This is a genomic window from Jejuia sp. G7-7, assembly GCF_055808955.1.
On record NZ_JBVVSZ010000001.1, the window covers coordinates 1,556,893 to 1,580,037 of the forward strand.

Consider the following 23,145-nt stretch of genomic DNA (forward strand, 5'->3'; position numbering starts at 1 on the left):
AACACTTAGTTCTTAAATAAATGCAAACCATTCGCAACTAGATATTTGAGTCGAAGCAGACTTAATAAATAATTTTTAAAACTACTGGTCCAATCAAGCCTGAAACCTCTAATTCTGTTTCATCTTTCTTTGGTGGATTAGTAGTCCAAGTTTTTCGTTCTGATTTTGGTCTTCTATTATCAAAAATAAGTTGGTTTCGCCAAGTATTTGTTACTTTTATTTCTATTTGATTCTCTCCTATTTTTACAGATTCACTAATATCGAACACAAAAGGAGGTGCCCATTTTACTCCTATTTTATTTCCATTACACCATAGTTCCGCAATATTTGACACAATTCCTAAATCAATTACTATATGCTGAGGTGATTCAGATATATTGAAGGTTTTGCTGTAAGATGTTGTTCCTGAATAGTGCTTAATAGCATCATTCGCTAACATTGTTAATGATTTTAGTTCATCAATTTTTATAGTTTGCGGTGTGTCCCAACCTTTATCAAAACGTAATTCCCAATTATTTTGAAGTGATTTTTCATTGACAACAATATCTTTAGTAGTATTATTTTCACTATTATAAAATTGGTATTTTCCAGATTTTGAAACTATAAAGCCTTCATTTTTCCATGTTAATTTCGCGTAGTTATTAGTTTTATGGATTTTATACCATCCCGTTACTGTATTTAGAATAATGGCATCATTATAAGTTACTTTATTAGCATAAGGCTTTTTGTTTCCTTTTGAAAATACAACAATTGCACTTCCACTTGGAGCAAAAGATAAGACTACATTTGTTCTATTATTTGAGGTGCTCCAAATTTTTGCTTCCTTTTGCTCTCCATTAAAAGCATTCCATATTTGAGGGTACATATCGTTGACTCTAAAACTCAATGTGGCGTCAACTGATTTGTCATGATTTGATGCTACAAAATAAATATGTGAGTCTGCTGTTTCACGATGAATCCATTTTATATTCAAACCTTCTGGCACTATAACGTCTTGCTCAATCCGTTCTGCTTTTAAAACCTCATCGAGTGATTTCCCCCAATATACTTTTCCTTTGCCAATTTGTTTAACGCCTTCTAATGTATTTCCCCATAAAGCATCCGTAATTTGAGACAACGCTTTTAAATCGTTTTCATCATCCATTAAACTTGGAGAATCTTGAGGTTTATCTCCCAAAACCACAGCGCCTTCCAATACTAATTCTTTAAGTTTTTTTGCAGTAGATAATAGCATATTTTTTGAATCTCTGAGTGTAATTACACGATAATCCCCAGCATTCTCTACATGAATTTTACCGTTTTTAACACTCAATTTATCATTTAGTATTTCAGCATTTAAATAATCGAAACGATACCCTTTTGGAAAGTAATCTAAATCAAAAGGTGGTCTTTCAAAATGATCTCCATAATATCGTAAAACATCAGCGACGTATTCCCCTTGTTGCAAAACATATTGATTTCGAGATAAATAATCTGTCCAATCTTTCATATAAGGCCACCACGTTTGCTCACGTACTAACGGAAAGCCAATATGACCTCCAAAGCTAGACCCAGGAAACACATCCGTTTGCGGTGTATGGGAAAACGTGTGAAATACTAAATGATTTACGCCCTTTGTGAAATTATAATCTATCAAATATTTTAATGTAAAAGGATGTTCTTTCCATTGCACACCTAATTGGGTTCCAGCTTCTGCAGCTAACATCGGTTTATTGTATAAATGCGTTGCAGATGCAGCGTTAAAAATAGGTTTAGCATATTCGTTTTGGTTAGATGGTGCTTTAGGGTACCAAAACTCCGTCATTGGAACATCACTAACACCATAATAGCGCATGGGGTCGATTGGTAACACTTCTCCTCCAGCACCTTCGGTATAAACTTCGGCTCCCATATCATGAGCTATGGTTGCAAAATGTTTGAAAAAATTATCAATAAAAACCTCATCCATAGTTTGTCTCAGGTCTCTTAAAAATTTTGTACTTACTTCTGGACTTTCAACAATATAACCCATAGTTGCAGGTAAATAAGTTTTCATACTGTAACCTCTGCGTTGTTCAAATTCACTAAACATATCTTGAGAATTCATAGTCCAAGTAGGCACATGACTTTCCCAACTATCAATTAACAAACCATGTAATTTACCATCGCCAATAGGACCACCATCTTTGATTAAACTACCAATCATTCCATTTCGTAAATGGTTTTCAATCGCAACCCTGTCTAACTTGCTAGATTCCCAACCTGTAGCTTCAGGTACTGCAGGCTTATTGGTTAATCGCATGTTGATATGTCCAAAACGCACAATAGTCCAATCGCCTCTAGGAATTTCCCAAGTCAATCTACCCTCAGCATCCAATTTATCAGAAATATTAATAATTTCATTGGAATTGATAATGGTATTTTCAGCATAATCATACACTACATTCTTTTCTAAACGACGTAGTGTTTTAGCTGCTTTAGCTTGATGGTTATGCAATCTTGGTTTGGAAGTTAAATGAATAAATTCTGGTGCTAACGCATGTTCGCCTTTAAAAGTAAAAACGAACTCTTTTGATGTGGTTTCAGGAATCGTTAAGGTTACATATTTTCGTCTGTCATTCCAGTTTCCATCAGGAAAATTAACCGTTGTTACATCTTTTAGTTTGCCATCAATTATCGCTTGTACTTTTAATTTCGCTTCAATTTTAGGATATTGTTTATCTAACAAAATATGTCGCAAAGGCGGAAAAACAATAGACCGAATAGTTACAGGTTTCTCAAATTTAGTTTTCAACCAAGTATCTTTTCCATTTATCTTGGTCGTTCCGTGAACTCTAAAATCATCTAAGTTTTGCTCTAATCGTGTTGTTGTTCTGGTAACAATTATTTTAGAGTTGGGATTAAAAATGGCTTCCCATGGTGCTAACTTATTATTACTTTCAACACTCGAAGGATTAAGCACTTCTACATCATCGCCTTCTGGAGTTGGAAAAGCGAGAACTTGTATTTCTTTATAATCGTAATCTGATGTTTTGTATAAAGCGTCAAGTGAAAGTACTTCATTAAATTCACTTCCACCTTTTACTGTGTAAACAGATTCCACCACTTCACGTTGTGCCTCTTCTACTGGCACCCATGGACCGCCTGTCATAGACCAACCCGGACAATTTTGCATGGTGAATTTTAATCCTAAACGCTTACATTCATCAGCGGCATGCCTAATCATGTCTTCCCATTCTGGGGATAAAATTTTGATGGGTTTTACATTTGGATAAAGCCTCCCTGATTTATTGAATAGATGAATACCTTGTAACCCTGCAGCTTTTATCGCTTCTAAATCTAAGGTTAAGCCTTCTTTACTGATGTTATTTCCATTAAGATGAAACCAAGTTTCTGGACGGTATTGAATAGCAGGCGATTTAAAATTTTTGCTTAATGTTTTTAAATCTACTGAAGCGTCTTTAGTTGTGGATTTGTCGGTCTTTTCGGGTTGGCAATTAAATAATAAAGTAAATGATAATAAAAGAGAGAAAAGATATTTCATGGCAATTGAAAATTTTTATAATTATTCTGAATACTCTAGTATTTTACTGGGCAGATAACCAATTCGATGTGATTTAACTTGTAATTTCACTCCTTCAGATAAGGTTATTGGGCTTTGATAAATTTCCCAAGATTGAGGTGCTTTCTCTCCGTTCTTAACTACTCTATATCCAATTGAAACACCTTCAGTATTACAACTGATAGTTATATTTCCATTTTCATTTTTGATTATTGGCATCGCAGTTTTTGGTTGCCTATCATTATCATTCCATAATTTTTTAATGAGTTTACCTTCTGCTATATCTGGATCATCTCCAACCTCATTTAACCACCTATCCATTTCTAAGCTTAACTCTTTAAGTTTTTCTTGATATTCTGAATTATTAGCTAAATTATTTAACTCGTGTGGGTCGGCTTTACAATCGAATAGCTCTTCTTTTGGCTTACTGGTTCTAAACCATTGCTTTTGTACATCGCTCAATTTACCTTCATTTTTAAGCCTTAGTAACTCCTGCATGGTTGGTATTTTTTCTCTGTATTCTACTGGTAAATAGTAGCCTTGTTCTGGCCTGTAGTTTCTAATATACTTGAATTGCTTGTCTCGTACAGCTCTAATTACATCTGTAAACCCATCAAATCTATCTGCTGCGCCATGAATATAATCGCGCTCCTCGGCTATATGATCTCCCAAAAAGGCTTGCCCTTGTATGTATGATTTTGGTTCTTCTCCTATTAATGATAACAAGGTTGGTGCAAAATCTACAAAACTAATTAACTGATTATCTTTTGTTCCTGCCTTTATCTTATTTGGAAATCTAACAATCATAGGTGTATTTAATCCAGAATCATAAATTAATCGTTTTTCTCTAGGTAAAGGGCCGCCATGGTCTCCATAGAAGAAAATAATGGTGTTTTCTAACAAACCATCATCTTCCAACTGTTTTAATACTGCTCCTACCTGCTTATCCATTTCGACGATATTATTATAAAGCTTCCACATATCGCGACGTGTAACTTCATTATCAGGTAAATATGGTGGGATATTGAATTTGGTATCTTTTGGCAAATGCATAGGAGTATCTTCTTCAACCATTCTATTTTTAGCATGCGACCCACCAAAATTTTTCCATTTGTAGCCTCTATCTCCTGCGTGGTAAAGTCTCGTTTCTATTTCTCGAAATCCGTAAGGCTCAAATAAACCCGATTCGTGGGTTTCGGTAAAATTAAAAACCGAAAAGAAGGGTTGATTACTTTCTCTGTTTCTCCAATGTGCATAGGGACTACTTTCATCCCATGCTGTAACTGGAGCTTTAAACTGATAGTCTTCTTTATAGTTATTTGTACAATAATAGCCTGCTTTTCGTAACCATTCGCTTATCATTTTTACACCTGAAGGTGGTACAGCTTCATACTTAGGTAACCCTGTAACTTCTGTATAGGATGTAGTACGCATATGATTTGCGCCTATACTAGATGGATACATACCCGTTGCAATTGCCGCTCTACTGGGCGCACAAACACCAGATGTGGAATATAAATTTGGATAAATCACACCCTCTTTTGCCAACCTGCTTAAATTGGGAGTTGCCACCGTGGTATCTCCAAATGGTGGAATGTAAGCTCCCATATCTTCAGTAACTAACCAAAGAATATTTGGGCGTTCTGGTAATATTAAAGACGTATGGTTAATTTCTGATTTCTCTTGGGTATCATTTTTGTTTTTACAACTAGTAAAAATTAAACATAAGAGAGCAACTATTTTAACTAACTTCATTTTTTTATATCTAAGTTAATAAAATTAGTTTTTTGAAAATGAAGTTCTATCCTGTATTGTCCTGACTCATAAAATTCCTTGAATAACAAACCCAACAGAAATTCTAATAAATTTCTATTGGGTTAAAAATTACTCTAGAGTTCTATCTTTTGATGATTTTTCTAACAAATGTTGACTTTTTGCCGTAAAACCTAACTAGATATAGGCCACTAGTAAGAACATTTACTTCAAGCATTAAAGATGATGTACCTTTAGTATCTTTTACTAATACAGATTTACCCATCATATTAAACACTTCAATTTTATCAACTTTATTATCTAATCCTTTAATTATTATTTCGCCATCTACTGGGTTAGAAATAAAGACTGAACTTTTATCAAAATTTGCACTACTAAGAGGGGCAATACTCTCAAGTAACCATTTAGTACTAGTACCTGCAGCAGTAATGTATGCAACGTCTCCAGAATTATCATAGGCATATCGTCCAGTAGTAGTTTGTGGCGTATGGATATCATAAGCACCAGAACCGTTGGAAATAAATTCAAAAATTCTTGTATTATTTGTGTTAGTAGTTGGTGTTGAAGTCGTAGTTGGATAAACATCACTAGTATGAAACCTTACAGCATCCCAATTAGGGTCGGCACATGAAATGTTGTAATAACCATTAGAACCAACAGATTTCACTTCAAAAATTTGTGAATCATTATTTGGTAAAATCTCATCAGCAGTTATCATATTTGAATTTACATTGTCTACAGTCCAATACTTACCAGTTACACTATGCTTTATTTTATAAAGCCCTTCTAAGTCAGTAGGATCTCCATCGTTTGAATTACTTGGAAGTGCTTCAGCGTATGTGGAAGCAACTCGCATATCATCATAATCAGTTATTACCTGAAAATCACAAGCATTTTCATTATACGAACCCCATTTAGGATACACTTCAATACCGTCATAGGTTTTATGATATGCTCTTGTATTAGAATTTGTAAGTACCACTTGATACTCATCAAAATCCATATTAGCTAAGGTTTGTTGCACACCGTTAAACCAAAATTCAATATAACCTTCGTATCTATTATTACTAGCATCATAAGTATCTTCAACGTTTATCTTAATTACAAAAGTAACCCATGTATCTTCTTGTATAGCTTGTTTCCATAGGGTAGTACGCCTTTGAGTGATAGACCCTGGCCTATTCCAATTAGGTTCTGCTGGACCAAAAGCATTTAAACTTAATTCACTCCCATCATAATCCATATTTAATGGGTAATTCTGCTTATTCGTATTTATATCCCCACCTTCATCAGTCTTCCATTGAAAAACAGCAATACCACCATCAGTAAGATTAGGCGTAGCATTTACACGCCATCTCCATCCGTAATAGTATGTACCTCCATCCTGTGGGACAAAACTATTTACATCTCCTGTGGTTCTTGCAAATTCCGCACGTTTTCTAGATATTGGCTTAGTAATACGCCAAAATTTACCAAATTCAGAATCCGTTGGTGTGGTTACAAAAGGTGGAGTATTCGGATCATCTACACACCTGTCGCCTGTTGGATTACTATTTCCATCAGGGTCTAATCGTCTAAAATTATCATTTACAGATAGATTAGGATCCCCATACCATTGCACTTGAGCATTCATACCATGACTCAAAAAAACGCAATAAAGGCAGTAAGGATGAACTTACATCTAAATTCTTGAATATTAGTGTACTTTCTAAAAACTCTATTTTCCATATTTTTCATATTTTTTCTTTTTTAAATAGCAACTATACAAACGTCTACAAAACAACCTGTAATTAGGGATGTATTAAAAAAAGTAATTTTTTCTAACAGGAAAACAGTTAGACGAAAATAACACCAAACTGTCTCCTTCAATTAAAAAAAGAACTACTCTAAGGTTCTATCTTTTTATAACTTTTTAGTGAATGTTGATGTTTCTCCATAAAACTTAACAAGATACATACCGCTTGAAAGTGAATTCACATCAAGTATTGAAGAAGATACACCTTTAACATCTTTTTGCAATACAGATTTACCAACTAGATTGAACACTTCAATTTTATTAACTTTACCATCTAAACCTTTAATAGTCATTAGATTATTTACTGGATTAGAAATAAAAATAGAACTTGCCTCAAAATCAGAAGTACTCATTGTATTTAATGGTTCAATATGCCATTGGGTTCTAGTAAAGTCACTCCCTGAATAACCAATAACCCCTGGATTGCCGCTACTGAGAGCGTTATAAACTAAAAATCTTTCCGAAGAGGTATCTGGAGTAAGGATATTAAACACACCAGCAGTTCCAGATGCACGAACAGTCCAAATCTCAGGGTTAGATGTAGATCCAGTTCCGTTCCAAGCCCTTAATTCTATTGCCGTAGTGCTATTAGCTCTTAAATTATAGTCTCCTGTGTTAATTACAATATCATAATTACCAGATGTTCCAATTTCGACAAACTGAAATACCGTAGTATCAGAAGGAGTACCATCTCCTGCTGCTGATGCAGAAATTGCTTTAGTTGATCCATCGGGCGCTCCATCGTGAGAAAGATAAATAGTACCGTCAGCCGTAAAATTGTTTCTTAATCTATAGAATTCTCCATCAGTAACTTGAGCATAAGTGCTTGTTACAAAGCATAAACAAAGAAATAGTGTAATTTTTTTCATAATCTTAGATAGTTTAATTAATTATTATGGTTCAAATTTACAGGGAAATCAGAGTAGAAAACTCCTAAAAAAGTGGACAAAACTCCTTTTTTAAGGCTTTAATGGAGGCACTACTTCTTGTACATAGCACAATGAATAAAAAATTATATATTATAATTAATTGTAGGCAATTAATACTCTAAAAAAGATTCTGAGTACGCTTTAGGTGTTTTACCAAACTTACTTTTAAAGATTTTACTGAAATATTTAGGATCTTTAAAACCAACTTTGAAACTAATCTCACCTATATTACTTTTACCTTGCTCAAGAAGACGAGCTGCACGTTTTAGCCTTATGTGTTGAATAAATTGTTTGGGTGTATAATCTGTCCAAGCTTTTACTTTAGTAAATAACACCGATTTACTCACACCTAATTCTTCACAAAAATAGGGAATATCGAAATCTGAATTGCTTATGCTTTTTTCAATTATATCTAACGCTTTCTTGTAGAGTTTTTCATCTAGAGAAGACATCACTATATCTTCTTGATTTAAAATTTCGTTTGTATTCATTTTTTGTTTTAATATCGAAATAGATTTTAAAACATTTGATATCCTTAATTCAAACTCTTTTATATTAAATGGCTTGCTAATATAATCGTCCGCACCACGCTCTAATCCTTCTAATTTATATATTAAGGAAGACCGAGTGGTTAATAAAATTACTGGAATATGGCTGGTTCTTATATCTCCCTTAACTAATGCACATAATTCTATCCCACTAGTTATAGGCATAACCACATCACTTACAATAAGGTCTATTTCTTCTTTAATTGCTATTTCAAATCCTTCCTTTCCATTTTCAGCTTCGTAAACATTATAATTAAACTCGAGTAGATTACGCATAAAACCACGTAGTTGTTTATTATCTTCAACTATTAAAATTGAAGATTTTTCGACTGAAGAGATATTTCTAAAAATAGTGGTATCATCAAAACTTAAATCTTGGGCTTTTAGCTGATTTTCATATAATGAAATATCTTCGCTAAACTTGAAGTCTTTAACAATATCAGTATCATTTAAGTGCCCTTTCCCTTTTATAAGTTCAACTGAAAAAACTGAACCAGAAGTTTTAGTAGAGTTAGCAACACTTATTTTACCTTTATGTAAGTCTATAATGCTTTTAACTATAGACAAACCAATACCAGTACCTTTATTATTATTTTTACCATCCTTAAGATTAGAAATCTCAAAAAAACGTTCAAAAATTTTGTCTACATATTCTTCTGGAATACCAACACCTGTATCGCTGACCAAAACAACTACTTTGTCTAGTTCTTCAATAATTTCAATATTTATTTCTCCCTGATCTGGTGTATATTTAAATGCATTAGAAATTAAATTATAAAACACCCGTTCTAACTTAGCGCCATCAAAGTACAAATTGATATTATCTGATGATGATGCAAAATTATATTTATAATCTTTAGCCTTAGCATACTCAGAAAATGACAAGCATATTTCTTCAATAAATTTTACAATATTTCCTTCTGAAACTTCTAGTTTCATCAATTTATTCTCATACTTTCGAAAATCCATCAACCTATTGATAAGCTGTAATAATTGATTGGAGCTACTTTCAACAACTTTTAGTTTTCTGTACATCTGGCTACTCCCTCTGTAATTTTCTAATATTTGCTGAAGTGGCCCAAAGAATGAGGGTTAATGGTGTTCGAAATTCATGAGATATATTTGTGAAAAATTCTAGTTTAGATGTATTTGTTTTTTCAATTTGTTGCGCTCTTACATGTTCTAATTCTAATTGATGCTTAAGTTTAGTTTTAGATTTTAAGATATTAAGTAGATAATATATGGCAACACTAATAACCATAAAATAGATTAAATAAGCCCACCAAGTTGCCCATGGTGCTGGGTTTACTTGTATTTGTAATGTGGTTGAATTTTGATTAACTATACCATCACTATTGATTCCCTTAACTTCAAACGTGTAATTTCCAGGTTTTTGAATGGTGTATGTTGCTGTATTATTAGAAGTTTTTACCCAATCTGTTTCTAAACCTTCTAAACGATACATATAGGTATTACTTCCTGCATTAATGAAATTAGGAATAGCAAATGATAAACTAAAATTTCCTTGATTATGGTCTAACTCTAACTCTTTTGTATACGAAATTGCATTTTCAAGACCTTGCTGTTTACTATCAATTACAACCGAAGTATTTTGTACTTTGAAACCGGTAATAATTACCTGAGGCGAATAAGTGTTTTTTGTTAGGTTGCTTTCATCAAAATATGTTACTCCAGAAACTCCTCCAAAATAATACTGAGATTTTCCAATACGTAAACTAGCATCACGATTAAATTGATTACTGGCTAATCCTTCTTTTTTAGTATAATAAGCTTCAACTTTGTATTTAACAGGATTGTATTTTAAAATACCTTGAGTATAGGTGCTTACCCAAAATTTGCCGTTTTCAGCCTCTTCAATACTTCTGATACCATTAATTTCAACTTTATCTTCATATAAATCAACAGGTTCAAAGTGATTATTTTCAAATTTAAAAAGTCCATCCTCAAATGTTCCAATCCATAAAACACCATTATCATCCTCAAAAATTGTGTTTATTTCGAACTTAATATTCAAATCTGTTATATATATATGATTTGTTATCTCTTCGTTTGATGAAATACGGTTTAATCCCCTTATAGTGCCAACCCAAATATTATTTTTAGAATCTACTTTTATGGTTTTAATATTATTGCTTATAAAGCCTTTGGGTTTAGTATTGGTATCAAAAATCTTAAATGTATTTTTACGTGTGTTATATTTAATTAAACCTTTATAATTAGTCCCTATTAACATATTATCGTTATCGTATTGTACTATAGATAACACACCTACATTCTCTAGAAAATTTAGTAACTTTTTTGGAAACGGTAATTTCTCAAAGGCATTTGTTTTAAGGTTATATATTGCTAGACCGTTAGTAAAAGTACCAATCCAAAGTTTATCATTACTAGCAATACAAAGTGATTTAACATTATCACTTTTAAGCGCTGATGCATTTTTTGTTGTAATGTATTTTATGGTATTTGTATCTTGATTTAGTATAGATATCCCGCCACCTTCAGTACCAAAAAAATGAGTCATTATAGTTAACTATAGAACTTACAGCCTTAAAACTTAGGCCTCCTCTTGAGTTTTTTTGAGTAATATTAATAAAGTTGTTGTTAAAATCGCTCCAGATATTGATACCTCCATAATAAGTACCAACCCATATTACACCTGCGTTGTCTTTAAATAAAGTTTTTATGAAATTATCATTTATAGATTTATCATCATCATTATTATATAACGCTGTAATACTTCTTTGATTTTTGGCTATTTGAAGTCCGTTATATGTAGCAATCCATAGTCTATCATTATCATCAAAAAGTAGTTTCCTAACATTTTTGTCTTTATCATTTAAGAGCGATTCTTCAAAGTAAGATTGCACACTATTTTTTGAAATATTATATTCTAGAACACTTTGCTTTTGAGTTCCAATAAGAATATTACTATCAGGACTTTCTACCATATCTTGAACCCATAGTGTTTCAGTACCCATAACTCTATCAAATTGATAATTGTTATTTGGTTTATTTGACAACCGAAGTAATCCTTTTTTTGTGCCAATAAAAATTACACCTGATTTGGTTTCAAGAATAGATGTTATATTGTTTTTTCCTAAGATTGAAATGAAAGTATCAGTTTTCTTATTATATATTGAAATTCCTCTTGAAGACCCTATCCAAATTTGATCATTGGACATTTCTTTGACTACATTAATTACGTTACTACCAAAACTTTCTTTCTTATTCAAAAAATAGGTTTTAAAAGTATTTTTTTGGGGATCATATTTATTTAACCCAAAAGATGTTCCTACCCAAATAAAACCATTACTATCTTCTTCAATACATAGAATACCATTATTACTTATAGATGTTTCATTACTTTTTTGGTGTCTAAATACAGTAAACTCCTCGCCATCATATTTATTTAAACCATCTCTAGTTCCAATCCAAACCTGTCCTAATTTATCTTGATGAATAGCTACCACAGAATTTTGCGACAATCCATCAGCATCAGTTATATGACTAAACTTATAAACATCGCTTTGTGCAACGCCAAAGCGTAAAAATAAAAAGGCTGATATGAAAGTAACGTATTTTAGCATCTATACTATTACAGTATTTTATTATTTAAAATAGGGTTTAAAAACAAAATCGAGAACCAAAAAGCCCTCGATTTCTATTATTTTTTTCAGGATAAGTTAACACTAAGCTTAGTTAGTCTAGTTTCAAAATCTCGCTTCCTGCCATTAAAAATGCACCTGTACCAAAATTTTGCCATGAATCTGCTGACGCTGGTTCTGGAAATGCGCCAATATTTTGCACCCACCCTACGCGACCATCTTCGTGTTGACATTTAGCTAAAGCATTCCAAGCCTTTTTTAGGGCTGGTGTGTGTTTTTATCAATTAGACCATTATTAATTCCCCAAGTAATTGCGAAAGTGTAAAAACCACTACCACTTACCTCTCCATGAGGATATGCTTCAGGACATAATAAACTTGTACGCCACAAACCATCTTGATGCTGAATTTTTAATATTTTAGCAGCCATTTCTTTGTATAGTTTTTCGTAAAACGGACGGTGCTTATAATCTTTAGGCATATCTTCAAGTAACAAGGCTAAACCTCCTATTACCCATCCGTTGCCTCTAGACCAAAATATTTTTTTACCATTAGGCTCTTTTTTGTCATTATCAGTTCCCTTCCAAACAAAACGCATGTCTCGTGCAAATAAATTCTCTTCTTTATCATACAATTGGTTATAAGTCTCCATGTAAAACTTATGCATGTCGTCTAAGTATTTAGGCTGTTTAGTGTGTTTTGCATACAAATTAATTACTGGAGGTGCCATAAACAAAGCATCGCACCACCACCACAAAATGGTTTTTCCTTCTTTACTTTTATCAGTTCCAGCTTTCCAGTTATCATCTTCATATAAGTGAGCGTCTAGGAATTTTTTTGTGGGCTCTAAATCCACAAAATTCTTACGTCCACCATTACCATCAATATACAAATAGCTATATGAAATTGCTATGTCATCAGCATGATGCAAACGCTTGTATGTTTGCCAATTATTCCAATAGCCCTGATTTTTTAAAGCTGCCATAAACATCATATCCTTTGTGGCTTTGTGAGCTCTAGCTACTCCAGTATAATATGCTCCCGCTGTCCAATCTGTGGGTGCTATGGCAAAAATTGGATGTGCTTCTTGCCACTCTAAAGCTTTAATCATAGAAGCTTTAACCTCTGCTTTATTAATAGTTTGAACCTCAGCTACTTTTTGAGCTGTTGAGCAATTGAATAATAATACAACCGCTAAAAGTGTTAAAATCGTTTTATTCATTATATCTTATTTTTTAGTTTGAATTTGGTTTCTAAATAATCTTTTGAAGAAGTTCCTACCATAACAGTATAATCCCCTGCTTCTAAAATTTTTTCCATTGAAATGCCTGTAAATTCTAACATTTTAGGTGTGATTGTGAATGAAACGGTTTTACTTTCTCCGGCGTCTAATTCTATTTTCTCAAATCCTTTTAGTTCTTTATCTGGTCTTGTAACTGAACCTATTTCGTCTTTAAGATACATTTGCACCACTTCTTTGGCTTTTACACTACCGTTATTGGTAACTTTAACGCTAACCTGTAATTCCGTATCAGTTGTGATTTCAGTATTTGAAATTGAAATATCTGAATACATAAAATCTCCATAACTCAAACCATGTCCGAAAGGATAAAGTGGTCCTTGCCCTAAAAATAAGTATTCTTTCTTATAATTAATCTCTTTCATGCTATAATGAAATGGTATTTGTCCAATAGACCTTGGTATGGTAACAGGAGATTTTCCAGAAGGAGATACCTCTCCAAAGATAATTTTTGCCGTGGACTCATCGCCAAATTCACTTAAATCCCAGGTATCTAAAATGGCATCGGCATGTTCTGCTATAGCATTTATGGATAATGTTCTTCTATGTTTTAATACGACGATAACGGGTTTTCCTATAGCTTTTATTTTTTCTATTAATTCGTCTTGTGGACCAACAGGGTCAATCGTAGCACGATCTCCTAAAGTACTACTACTAAAATAAGCTTCTTTTGAAGTATACTCATCACCTCCTAAAAACAAAATTGACACATCTGCAGACCTAGCTTTGTTTACCAAACTTGCTATGGCTTTGGGGTCTCTATCCAAAAGTTCTGGAGCACCGCCTTTTTGATTTGTTAAATTGAATCCTTTTTCTGCAATGAATTTTACATTTGAACCCGCAACAGATTCAAACATCTCTTTTGTGTTTTCTTTTAATAGAGGCCCTAATAAGGCTACTTTTAAAGATTTGTCTTTAGATAATGGCAACGCTTTATCTTCATTTTTTAATAAAATGATAGATTCTAAATCTGATTCTTTTGCTAGTTCTAAAGAAGACGCTGCTCTATTTCCTTTCTCAACATCTTCAATATTGATATAAGGGTTATCAAAGAGTCCTAAAATGAATTTTGTTCTTAAAACACGTCTTACCGATCTGTCTATTAATTTTTCAAGTTCTGGGTTTTTCTTTACCATTTCTGGTAAGTACGCATAAGAATCTTCAGCATATAAATCAATATCTATTCCTGCTTCTAAGCCCATTTGAGCTGCCGCTTCTGGAGACTCTGCCACATTCATAAAATAAAATAAACGTGCAATATCATTTGAATCTGAAACTACATAACCTTCAAATCCCCATTGATCTCTAAGCACTCCTGTTAGCAATTCTGGGTTTCCATGACTTGCTACTCCGTTTAAATCGCCATGAGATGCCATTATACCTAAGGTTTTAGCCTCTTTCACGGCAGCTTCAAACGGTGGGTAAATTTCGTCTATTAATGTGCGTTCAGAAATTTCTATGGCTGCGAAGTTAGAACCTCCTAGGACTTGTCCGTATCCTGCAAAGTGTTTTGCAACTGCACCAATGTGGGTTCCATTTCTTAAACCTTCATAATTTCCTTGTACACCTTTTACAGCACTAGTTACCATCTGTGTTGTTAAATATGTATCTTCTCCAAAAGCCTCACTCATACGTCCAAAACGAGGGTCACGCACCACATCTGCTTCAGGGGAATGACACATATGCATCCCTCGTAATCTTGCTTCTCTACCAACAATATCCCATTGGCGTTGCACCAATTCTGGGTTAAACGATGCTGCCGATGTCATTGGACGTCCAAATCGCGTACAACCTTCAGCATCTACACCATTATAAGATTCTGTAACAAACAAAGCTGGAATCCCCCAACGGTTGTTTTCAATAATATACTTTTGAAGCTCGTTATTCATTTTTGCTGCTGCTACGGCATCTATATGCTCTCCCGGATTTTTAATTCCTGCAATACCCAACTTTAATTTTTCAATAACTTTGTCTGATAATTTTAAGTTACCATTAGCATCTGGTTTAGTACCAATATTAGCATGAAAAATTCGCATTTGCGCCACTTTTTCTTCAAGGGATAATTTTGGTAATAATGCTTCTACGCGCTCATCAATGGATAATGATGCGTCTTTATAATCTTTTGAAACAGTCTCCCCACAAGACGTAACAGCAATACTGATTAATAAGCATAACGACAATAATTTCTTCATTTTGGAATTTTTAGTAGTTGTTTAATTTTTAAATTGAAATCTATTTAGTGTAAACGATTTATCTTTTATGCCTTTATATACAAAACAAATAGATTGTATTCCTTCTATATTTTTAACATCGAATTGTCTTTTTTGAAGGGTGTAAATATCATTTTTAGGTACATTGCAAGTAAACAATAATTTACCATTAGGATTATCTGCTCTAACTTCTATTTTTGTGGATTCACGAGCTATCACTTGTAGCTCTAAACTATTTTTACCATTCAATCCTTTTATATTAGGGTATGTTGTATAGCTATCATCATTTTGTAGTTGGATTGAAAAACCACCAATGGTATTTTCAATTTTAGTAATACCTTCGGATTTAAAATAATCTTCGGCTTCAATACTATTGTCAGCGTTATAATTTCCAACGCCAATACCATCTACTCGTATGGTTGCCATTTCACCATTAGCTTTATAATGCACATAACTAATAAAGCTATCTCTAAAATAGCGATTTCCTGTTTGACTGATATCACAATACACGTAATACCATTGGTTATGCCATTCAAAAAAACTACCATGACGTCCTTGTAAAAATCCGTTAGGCCATGTTGGAGCTGCATATCCTTGCGCGAAACTTTCCTCTTTTATAACAGAATCTTTATATTCATAAGGCCCATATAAGTTATCAGACATAGCATAAAAACAACCCCAAGATAAATAATATTTACCATTATATTTATGCACAAATGGTTTATCGTCGGTTGGCATTTTTTTGTTATGTCCATCTGAATTATAAGGCCCTCTAACATTTGAAATCTCTATCTTTTTTGGTGATTCGGCTAAACTTATCATATCGTCATTCAGCTTTGCTATATAATAGTCCCAAACACCAAAAATGATATAATGTGCTCCATTTTCTTCAAAAATAGCCATATCGTATTCGTGTGTTGGCGTTAAATCTGAAGTTAATAATGGTTTTCCTAATGGTTCTATCCAAGGACCGACTGGATAATCTCCCATAACAACTCCTGTTTGCTCATTACCTTCAGAAAAATACCAATAATACTTACCATTTTTATATGCTGCATCAGTTGCCCAACATCTTGAAAAATCTTTTCCTATATAAGTATCTTTTGGGTTAAGCACACTTCTTTTTGTCCAATTCACTAAATCTGGAGATGACCATACCCACCAATCTTCCATGATGAATTTTTTATTATCAATGGATTTATCGTGAGATGCATAAACATATGCTGTATCGTTAAAAATATGTATGTGAGGATCGTTTAACCCTTTATTGGAGACTATTGGGTTCTGGGCTTGTATTCCAGCGCCAAAAATTAAAATAAGCACTAAGGTTTCGACCTTACATTTCATAATTGTTAACAGCATCATTTAAAAAACCAAAGGTTTTGAAAACGTTAAAGATAAAATATGAAATTGTCAGACCTGTCCTGTACTGTATGGTGTAAGATATATTCAAATAGAACGTTTTTAAAATCCCCTCTAACGAGAATTACCAAATACTTTTTGTACGACTGATAGCGTGGTTATTAAATAAACACTATTTCTCCGTTGCAGAAGTAATTGATCTATTTTTATATCCATATTCGACCTTTACATCTTTTTATTGTTGACAAGAATTAAGCATTATTAGAAACACTAAAAAAATAGATGTGCTTGTGTGTTATATTTATTTAATAACTATTTTCTTCACAAGTTTATCTGTTTTACTTAATAATTCTAAATAATAAACTCCTTTGTTGAAGTTAGAAAAGTCTACTCTGTTTTGAGAAACGCTTCCTTTTTCTAAAACTTGACCCTGTATATTAACTAAGCTATACTTTAGGTTTTGGATATTTGATTTTATATTAAAAATACCACGACTAGGGTTAGGATAAACCATTATATCTCTGTTATTAAAATCATTAATACTCAATGCTGATTTCAACTCAAAGACAATTTTATCTGGTTCACTTGATAATGATCTTTGTTGTGTTAGTCTAACTGTGTTTTCGCCTTGATTAAGCATAATATCAGGAATTCTTGTTTCTAGATAAACATTCCAGTCAAATGTTCTTGTTATTAAAACATCGTTATATAACGTTCCATTTATTTCAATATCCATAATGGAGTCATCCCTATTTCTATTTGCAGCTAAAAGAATAAAATCATAAGTCCCAGCAGTAGTAACTTGAAATTTATGTTCTACAAATTGGTTATTAGAAAAGAGTCAATATACTCCCCTCCTGAAGCTGAAGCACTTGTACCAACATTAATATCATTAGGAGCTGTTGTGTAATCTTCTGCCTCTAATTCTATTAAAACTGGGGTATTAGTTTCAGATAATGTAAATTCTTGAAAATACAGCGGGCGCCTATCACCTACACCTGGTGTATTGTTACCTGTATCCTCCATGAGATAAACATAAAGCTTATTACCTGTTACAAAAGCATCAAAATGCTCATAATCTGTAGTTCCTGTACCTGTGTAAATTATTTCCCAATCGTTTTGTCCTTCTAATGTTGTTTTTATATTCACTTTTCCCCCTAAAAGCTCCACCATAAACACATGGTTTTTATAACTATAAAGTTCACCACGAGTTTGAGGGTTTGGAATAAGCCCATCTACATTACTAGAAAAATTAGTATCGGTAGCCAACTTATAATAGTGCACATTTCTATTATCAACGCGTTGTACAAAATGAATCGCACCATTTTCAGTAACTGTCCAAGCGGGATCGGAAGATGATCTTGGTAATGACGCTGTCCCATAATCATCACCTGGTTGTGCTATCTGAACTGGGTCAAGATTAGGGTCAATATTATTTCTGATTGGTAACGAAATAGAAGCATCATCAACATCAAACCATGGTGTGGATGCATTTGCAGGAATTCCATTGGTATATGCATAATATAATCCGCTATTTAGCATATAGCCATTACTGGTATTGGTATCACTATTAGTGGAGTATCGTATAGAAAAACCAGAATAAAATTTACCGTTTAAAAAGCGCTCACCGCCATACATATTGTTTCTATTAGGTAACGCAAGCGTACCTTCATGAAACAACCAATTATCACTCCATATACTACCATCATAATGCGCTAAAAGTATATCGCCATTACCAGAGCCACCTTGCCTATATCTAGCAATTAAACTTCCATTATCAGCTCTGTGTATCATCGGGTAAGTCATACGCTCATAGTCCTCTCCGGATTTTAAATAATTTCGCTTAGGATTGAAAATATCTAAAGTAAACTCATTATCAGGTACAAAAGCCATGTTCGCTTTTGAAACTGAATAATTAAAGAAATGATTGGGCAATGAAGATGACCTATAAGCGTGCATGTCATATAATATATGAATAGTATTATCAATTGTACTTACGCCAATAGCTGCTGTATTATGAGAATCGCCACGTATACCTGTACCATTTAGAAGTTCACCACCTTGCCCTACATGTTGGTGTGGAAATTCAATAGTAACCCAATTGGAGTTTGGAATATTTAAATTCTTTCTTGACAACATTAAATTACGGGTATCCATACCTCCTTTGTACCAAGTAACAAAGGCATAACCATTAACAACATCTACACAATCGCCATGTGGTGTTATTCTTGGAGAAAACCTATAATTTACATTCCTAGTTCCTGCAAAATACAAACCACCTTCACCAGACACTCTAGTTGAACTATCTAATGTAGCAACTAATTCATTTTGAGCTTCAACTAAAGAACAAAACACTAATAACAAACACAATACAAGGTAACTCTTTTTCATTTTCTAGTTTTTTTAAAGTTTTGTCTTTGTTTTTTTTATAAATTACAAAAAAGCCAGTAAAATTATAATCTTACTGGCTTTTAATTTTTATTCATTCTCCTTTAAAATGAGTTTATTTTAAGTTGAATAGTGTGCTTACCTGGTGACAATCTGATATATTTGAAAGCAGACGGTACTTTTTCACCATTATGAATTAAGTCTTTTCCTCCTAAACCATTAAGTGAAAATTCACCAACCATGTTTCCAGGAATCTCAATTTCATAAGTTTGAAGTCTAGCTCCGTTATATGTGTATTTTCCTTTAATTGCACCTCTTATAGTTGGCACTTCTATTTCACTAGATTTTAGCTTACTCATTTGAGGCTTTATAGTTGCCACTCCAAATCCTGGTGTTTTTGGTTTTATACCCCATAAACCACGTGGTATTACATTAGCTGGTACTGCACCCCAGGCGTGATTCCAATCCAAGTTTATTTTATAGTCGTAATCCCAAGCTTCTAAAGTGATTGTAGAGCCTACTCTAATCATATTATACCAGCTTCTCTTCGCTTTGCTTGCTAGTAATTCTAAAGCATAGTCTGCTTCACCAGCATTGTATAATCCATCCATCAAAAATTGTGCACCATATACACTACAAGCCATTCCTCTTGATTTTACATAATCTACAACAGATTGATAATGTTCTTGAGGCACTAACCCAAAGGCTAAAGGCATCATATTGGCGTGCAAAGATGCGTGATCTGTACCTATACCATCCACATAAACACCTCTTTCTTTATCAAACATTTGTTCGTTAACTGCCTTTTTCGCTTTTATCGCTCTATATTCAAAATCTAAAGCCTCTTCTGTCTTTCCTAAAATTTTGGCAAATTCTGCCATAATTTTCATGTTTTCATAAAAGAAAGAATTAATAACTGTGCTGTATGGCTTAAACACAAATCCATCTCGCTCTCCTTTAGTTTTACTACCAGCAAAGTTTTTACCTGGCCAATCAACAATATCAGTCAATGGTTTTTTATAGCCTTCAGGAAAACCTAATTTTTTCATAAACTCTGCATCTACTTTTGTCGATGTTATTAAACCATCTTCATTTGATAATTCATATAGAGATTTATGCTTTAAAGGCTCATAATATCGTTCAACTAATTCAGTATTTCCGGTGTACATGTAATCCGCATAAATTAACAAAGGTACATGCTGTTGCCATTCAGTAGGCCATGTTGGGTTTTTCATAAAATACTCAATAGTTCTTCTAGCCATAGCGTATTCTCTATCGGTAGTGTAATGACTTAACTGATTTAAGTATGCATCTGCTTCATAAGGGATACGTTCTCTATCACCATCAACATATAAGCCATTAAATGTTGTTGCTTTAATTGAATATTTACATAAATCCCAAACTTGATTTAAAATATCATTATTACTTGTAAAACTACTCGCATCATCATCCCAATAGGTACGAAATGCTAATTGCTTAAAATTTTCTCCAGATAATACTCCTTTTGCACCTTCTAATTCAGCATATCTAAATGGTACTAATGGAGGAAATCCATCTGGTAAAGGAATGGCTTTATTAGCTCTTGTATTTCTCTCATTTTCATGTACTTTAATTTGATATTTTGTTTGACCAGGCTTTACATCAACTTTTATTTCTTGGTAACGAATATTACTTTTCTTAGGTGGTGTTCTATTAACATTTCCTTTATCGTCAATCATTTCACCTACTCTTACAGTTAATGTATGCGGTGTTTTTGCTTCGTATGTAAAATCCATTGTAGCAAATGCGGCTTTACCAAAATCCATGAAATAAAAATCGCCTCGCTTTTCAAACTTTTCAGGCTTTATTCTATCAACTTCAAATTTATTTTCGGTTGAAATGATATAACTATCACTTTTACCTGTAGTAAATTTTTGGGCTTCAGAATAATCAACCAACCTGTTCTCTTGTTCCCAAATTCTAACTTTCCAGTAATAGGTTTTTCCAATTTCTAAGGCATTACCTTTATATTCAACATCTGTTGATTTTGTAGAAGCCACTCTTCCACTATCCCAAACATCACCATTGTTATTATCGATATTAGCCTTATTTGATGCTACCAAAATTTGATAAGCCCCTTGAAATTTAGATCCTAAAGGCACAGTCCAACCAAACTCTGGTTTTAAATCAAATATTTTAACATCAGCACTTGGTTCTCTAATAAGCTCAACAGTTAAATCTGTAGGTGCTGCTCTGTATTCGTTACTATTTTTTTAATTAATTCGTCAAGTTTAGCTCGAAGCTTATCTGCAACTTCTTTGTACTTTTTCTTTCCAATTAAGTTTTTAATCTCTTTTGGATCTTTCTTTAAATTATAAAGTTCTTCAATGCTTTGATCATTTACGTATCTAAAGTATTTCCATTCCTCAGTACGTACACCTTCACTTGGTGGTATTTCGCTAAAATCCCATATATGCTCGATTAAAATAGTATCTCTAGCTATGGTATTTGTTTCTTTTTTCACTATTGGCATTAAACTTTTACCCTGCCATGTATCTGGAGCTTTAACACCTGCCAGATCTACAATAGTTTGCGGCACATCTATATTTAATACCATATCATCAACGTCTTGATGCTGATTAACTCTTGGGTCAAATACAATTAAAGGTACACGAATTGAATTATCATACATTAACCATTTTCCAGCAAACTGACGCTCTCCTAAAAAGTAACCATTATCACCCATTACGATAATTACAGTATTTTTATCAACGCCTTTTGCTTTTAGTTTTTCACGTATTTTTTTGATTTCTAAATCTATCCCAGAAATCATTCGATAGTAACCTTTTAAACTATGTTGGTATTTTTCAGGAGTATCATAACGCCAAGTCCATCGTAATCTATTAAAACCATCTCTCACAATTTTTGGTTGCGCTAAAAAGTATTTATCATCTCCTAATTCTGGATCTGGTATTGTAGTACTCTCCAACATTTGGTCCATTTCGGATTGCCAAAAATATTGCTTTGGAGCTCCATCGTGGGCATGTGGTGCACTAAAACTTAATGATAAACAAAACGGTTCTTCATTAGATGCATTAGCATCTATAAAATCTAAGGCTTTCTGACCTGTATACCTTGTTAAATGTACTGTATCATTATCTATGGTTTTGTAATAGTAGCCTCTTCTGTCTTTATAACGGTTATTTCTATCGTAAGACTCATATTCATCAAATTGCTTATCTAAATCGTTATATCTCACTCCATATTTTCCAAAGAAACCGGTATGATACCCATTATCTTTAAGTAATCTTGGATACGAGTTTGTCATATATTCTTCGCGTACATTACCTGTTTGAAAATTAAAGTTATGTGCACGCTCATGCAACCCTGTTAAGATACTTGCTCTACTTGCGGCACAAATTGGAGTGGTAACTATTGCTGTATTGAAGTAAGTTCCTGATTTAGCCAAATCATCCATTTGTGGTGTTTCTACAAATTTATTCCCAGCATAACCGATAGCATCAAAACGCTGATCGTCGGTAAGAATGAAAATAATATTGGGCTTTTCGTTATTAGCTTGTGCAGAAATTTTGTTGAAACATACTAGCACTATAATAATGGCTAGAAAAAAACTGTTCTTATGCATAAAATGTATTATTAGTTAATGGATAATTTGATGAAATATATAGCTTATA

General features: G+C 33.1%; 13 protein-coding genes and 1 pseudogene. All 14 read right to left on the reverse strand.

Annotation, left to right across the window (positions count from 1 at the left end; translation table 11 throughout):
- Nucleotides 1-61 precede the first annotated feature (61 nt).
- On the reverse strand, nucleotides 62-3,523 hold the full coding sequence (locus AC0L5U_RS07655; RefSeq protein WP_473415659.1) for a glycosyl hydrolase: 3,462 nt from the start codon (nucleotides 3,521-3,523) through the stop codon (nucleotides 62-64).
- Between the two features lie 21 nt (nucleotides 3,524-3,544).
- Nucleotides 3,545-5,296, reverse strand: coding sequence for a sulfatase family protein (locus AC0L5U_RS07660; protein WP_473415662.1), 1,752 nt, complete (start codon nucleotides 5,294-5,296; stop codon nucleotides 3,545-3,547).
- A gap of 142 nt (nucleotides 5,297-5,438) precedes the next feature.
- A complete protein-coding gene (locus tag AC0L5U_RS07665) occupies nucleotides 5,439-6,959 on the reverse strand; it encodes a T9SS type A sorting domain-containing protein (RefSeq protein ID WP_473415664.1) in 1,521 nt (506 codons plus the stop codon).
- Nucleotides 6,960-7,216: 257 nt separating this feature from the next.
- Nucleotides 7,217-7,978, reverse strand: a complete 762-nt coding sequence (locus tag AC0L5U_RS07670) for a T9SS type A sorting domain-containing protein (RefSeq protein ID WP_473415665.1) — start codon at nucleotides 7,976-7,978, stop codon at nucleotides 7,217-7,219.
- A 170-nt stretch (nucleotides 7,979-8,148) separates the two neighbouring features.
- Entirely contained in the window at nucleotides 8,149-9,621 is a 1,473-nt protein-coding gene (locus tag AC0L5U_RS07675) for a hybrid sensor histidine kinase/response regulator transcription factor (protein WP_473415667.1), read from the reverse strand.
- 4 nt (nucleotides 9,622-9,625) lie between these two features.
- The gene (locus tag AC0L5U_RS07680; protein WP_473415668.1) at nucleotides 9,626-11,128 is read right to left on the reverse strand and encodes a ligand-binding sensor domain-containing protein; all 1,503 of its coding nucleotides are present in this window, start codon (nucleotides 11,126-11,128) and stop codon (nucleotides 9,626-9,628) included.
- Nucleotides 11,106-12,194, reverse strand: coding sequence for a ligand-binding sensor domain-containing protein (locus AC0L5U_RS07685; RefSeq protein WP_473415669.1), 1,089 nt, complete (start codon nucleotides 12,192-12,194; stop codon nucleotides 11,106-11,108). Before AC0L5U_RS07685 ends, AC0L5U_RS07680 begins: the two co-directional genes overlap by 23 nt.
- Before the next feature lie 112 nt (nucleotides 12,195-12,306).
- A pseudogene (locus AC0L5U_RS07690) lies at nucleotides 12,307-13,433 on the reverse strand (glycoside hydrolase family 88/105 protein).
- Nucleotides 13,433-15,703 (reverse strand): glycoside hydrolase family 3 N-terminal domain-containing protein, encoded by a 2,271-nt coding sequence (locus AC0L5U_RS07695; RefSeq protein ID WP_473415670.1) that lies wholly within the window; start codon nucleotides 15,701-15,703, stop codon nucleotides 13,433-13,435. Before AC0L5U_RS07695 ends, AC0L5U_RS07690 begins: the two are co-directional and overlap by 1 nt.
- 21 nt (nucleotides 15,704-15,724) lie before the next feature.
- Nucleotides 15,725-17,068, reverse strand: a complete 1,344-nt coding sequence (locus AC0L5U_RS07700; protein ID WP_473415671.1) for a family 43 glycosylhydrolase — start codon at nucleotides 17,066-17,068, stop codon at nucleotides 15,725-15,727.
- Nucleotides 17,069-17,384: 316 nt separating this feature from the next.
- On the reverse strand, nucleotides 17,385-17,819 hold the full coding sequence (locus AC0L5U_RS07705) for a T9SS type A sorting domain-containing protein (protein WP_473415673.1): 435 nt from the start codon (nucleotides 17,817-17,819) through the stop codon (nucleotides 17,385-17,387).
- A gap of 80 nt (nucleotides 17,820-17,899) precedes the next feature.
- Complete coding sequence (locus AC0L5U_RS07710) at nucleotides 17,900-19,474, reverse strand: BNR-4 repeat-containing protein (RefSeq protein WP_473415675.1); 1,575 nt, start codon at nucleotides 19,472-19,474, stop codon at nucleotides 17,900-17,902.
- A 101-nt stretch (nucleotides 19,475-19,575) separates the two neighbouring features.
- Nucleotides 19,576-21,672: an alpha-L-rhamnosidase-related protein gene (locus tag AC0L5U_RS07715; RefSeq protein ID WP_473416212.1), complete on the reverse strand. Its 2,097-nt coding sequence runs from the start codon at nucleotides 21,670-21,672 to the stop codon at nucleotides 19,576-19,578.
- Nucleotides 21,673-21,683: 11 nt separating this feature from the next.
- Entirely contained in the window at nucleotides 21,684-23,096 is a 1,413-nt protein-coding gene (locus AC0L5U_RS07720; RefSeq protein WP_473415676.1) for a sulfatase family protein, read from the reverse strand.
- Nucleotides 23,097-23,145 lie beyond the last annotated feature (49 nt).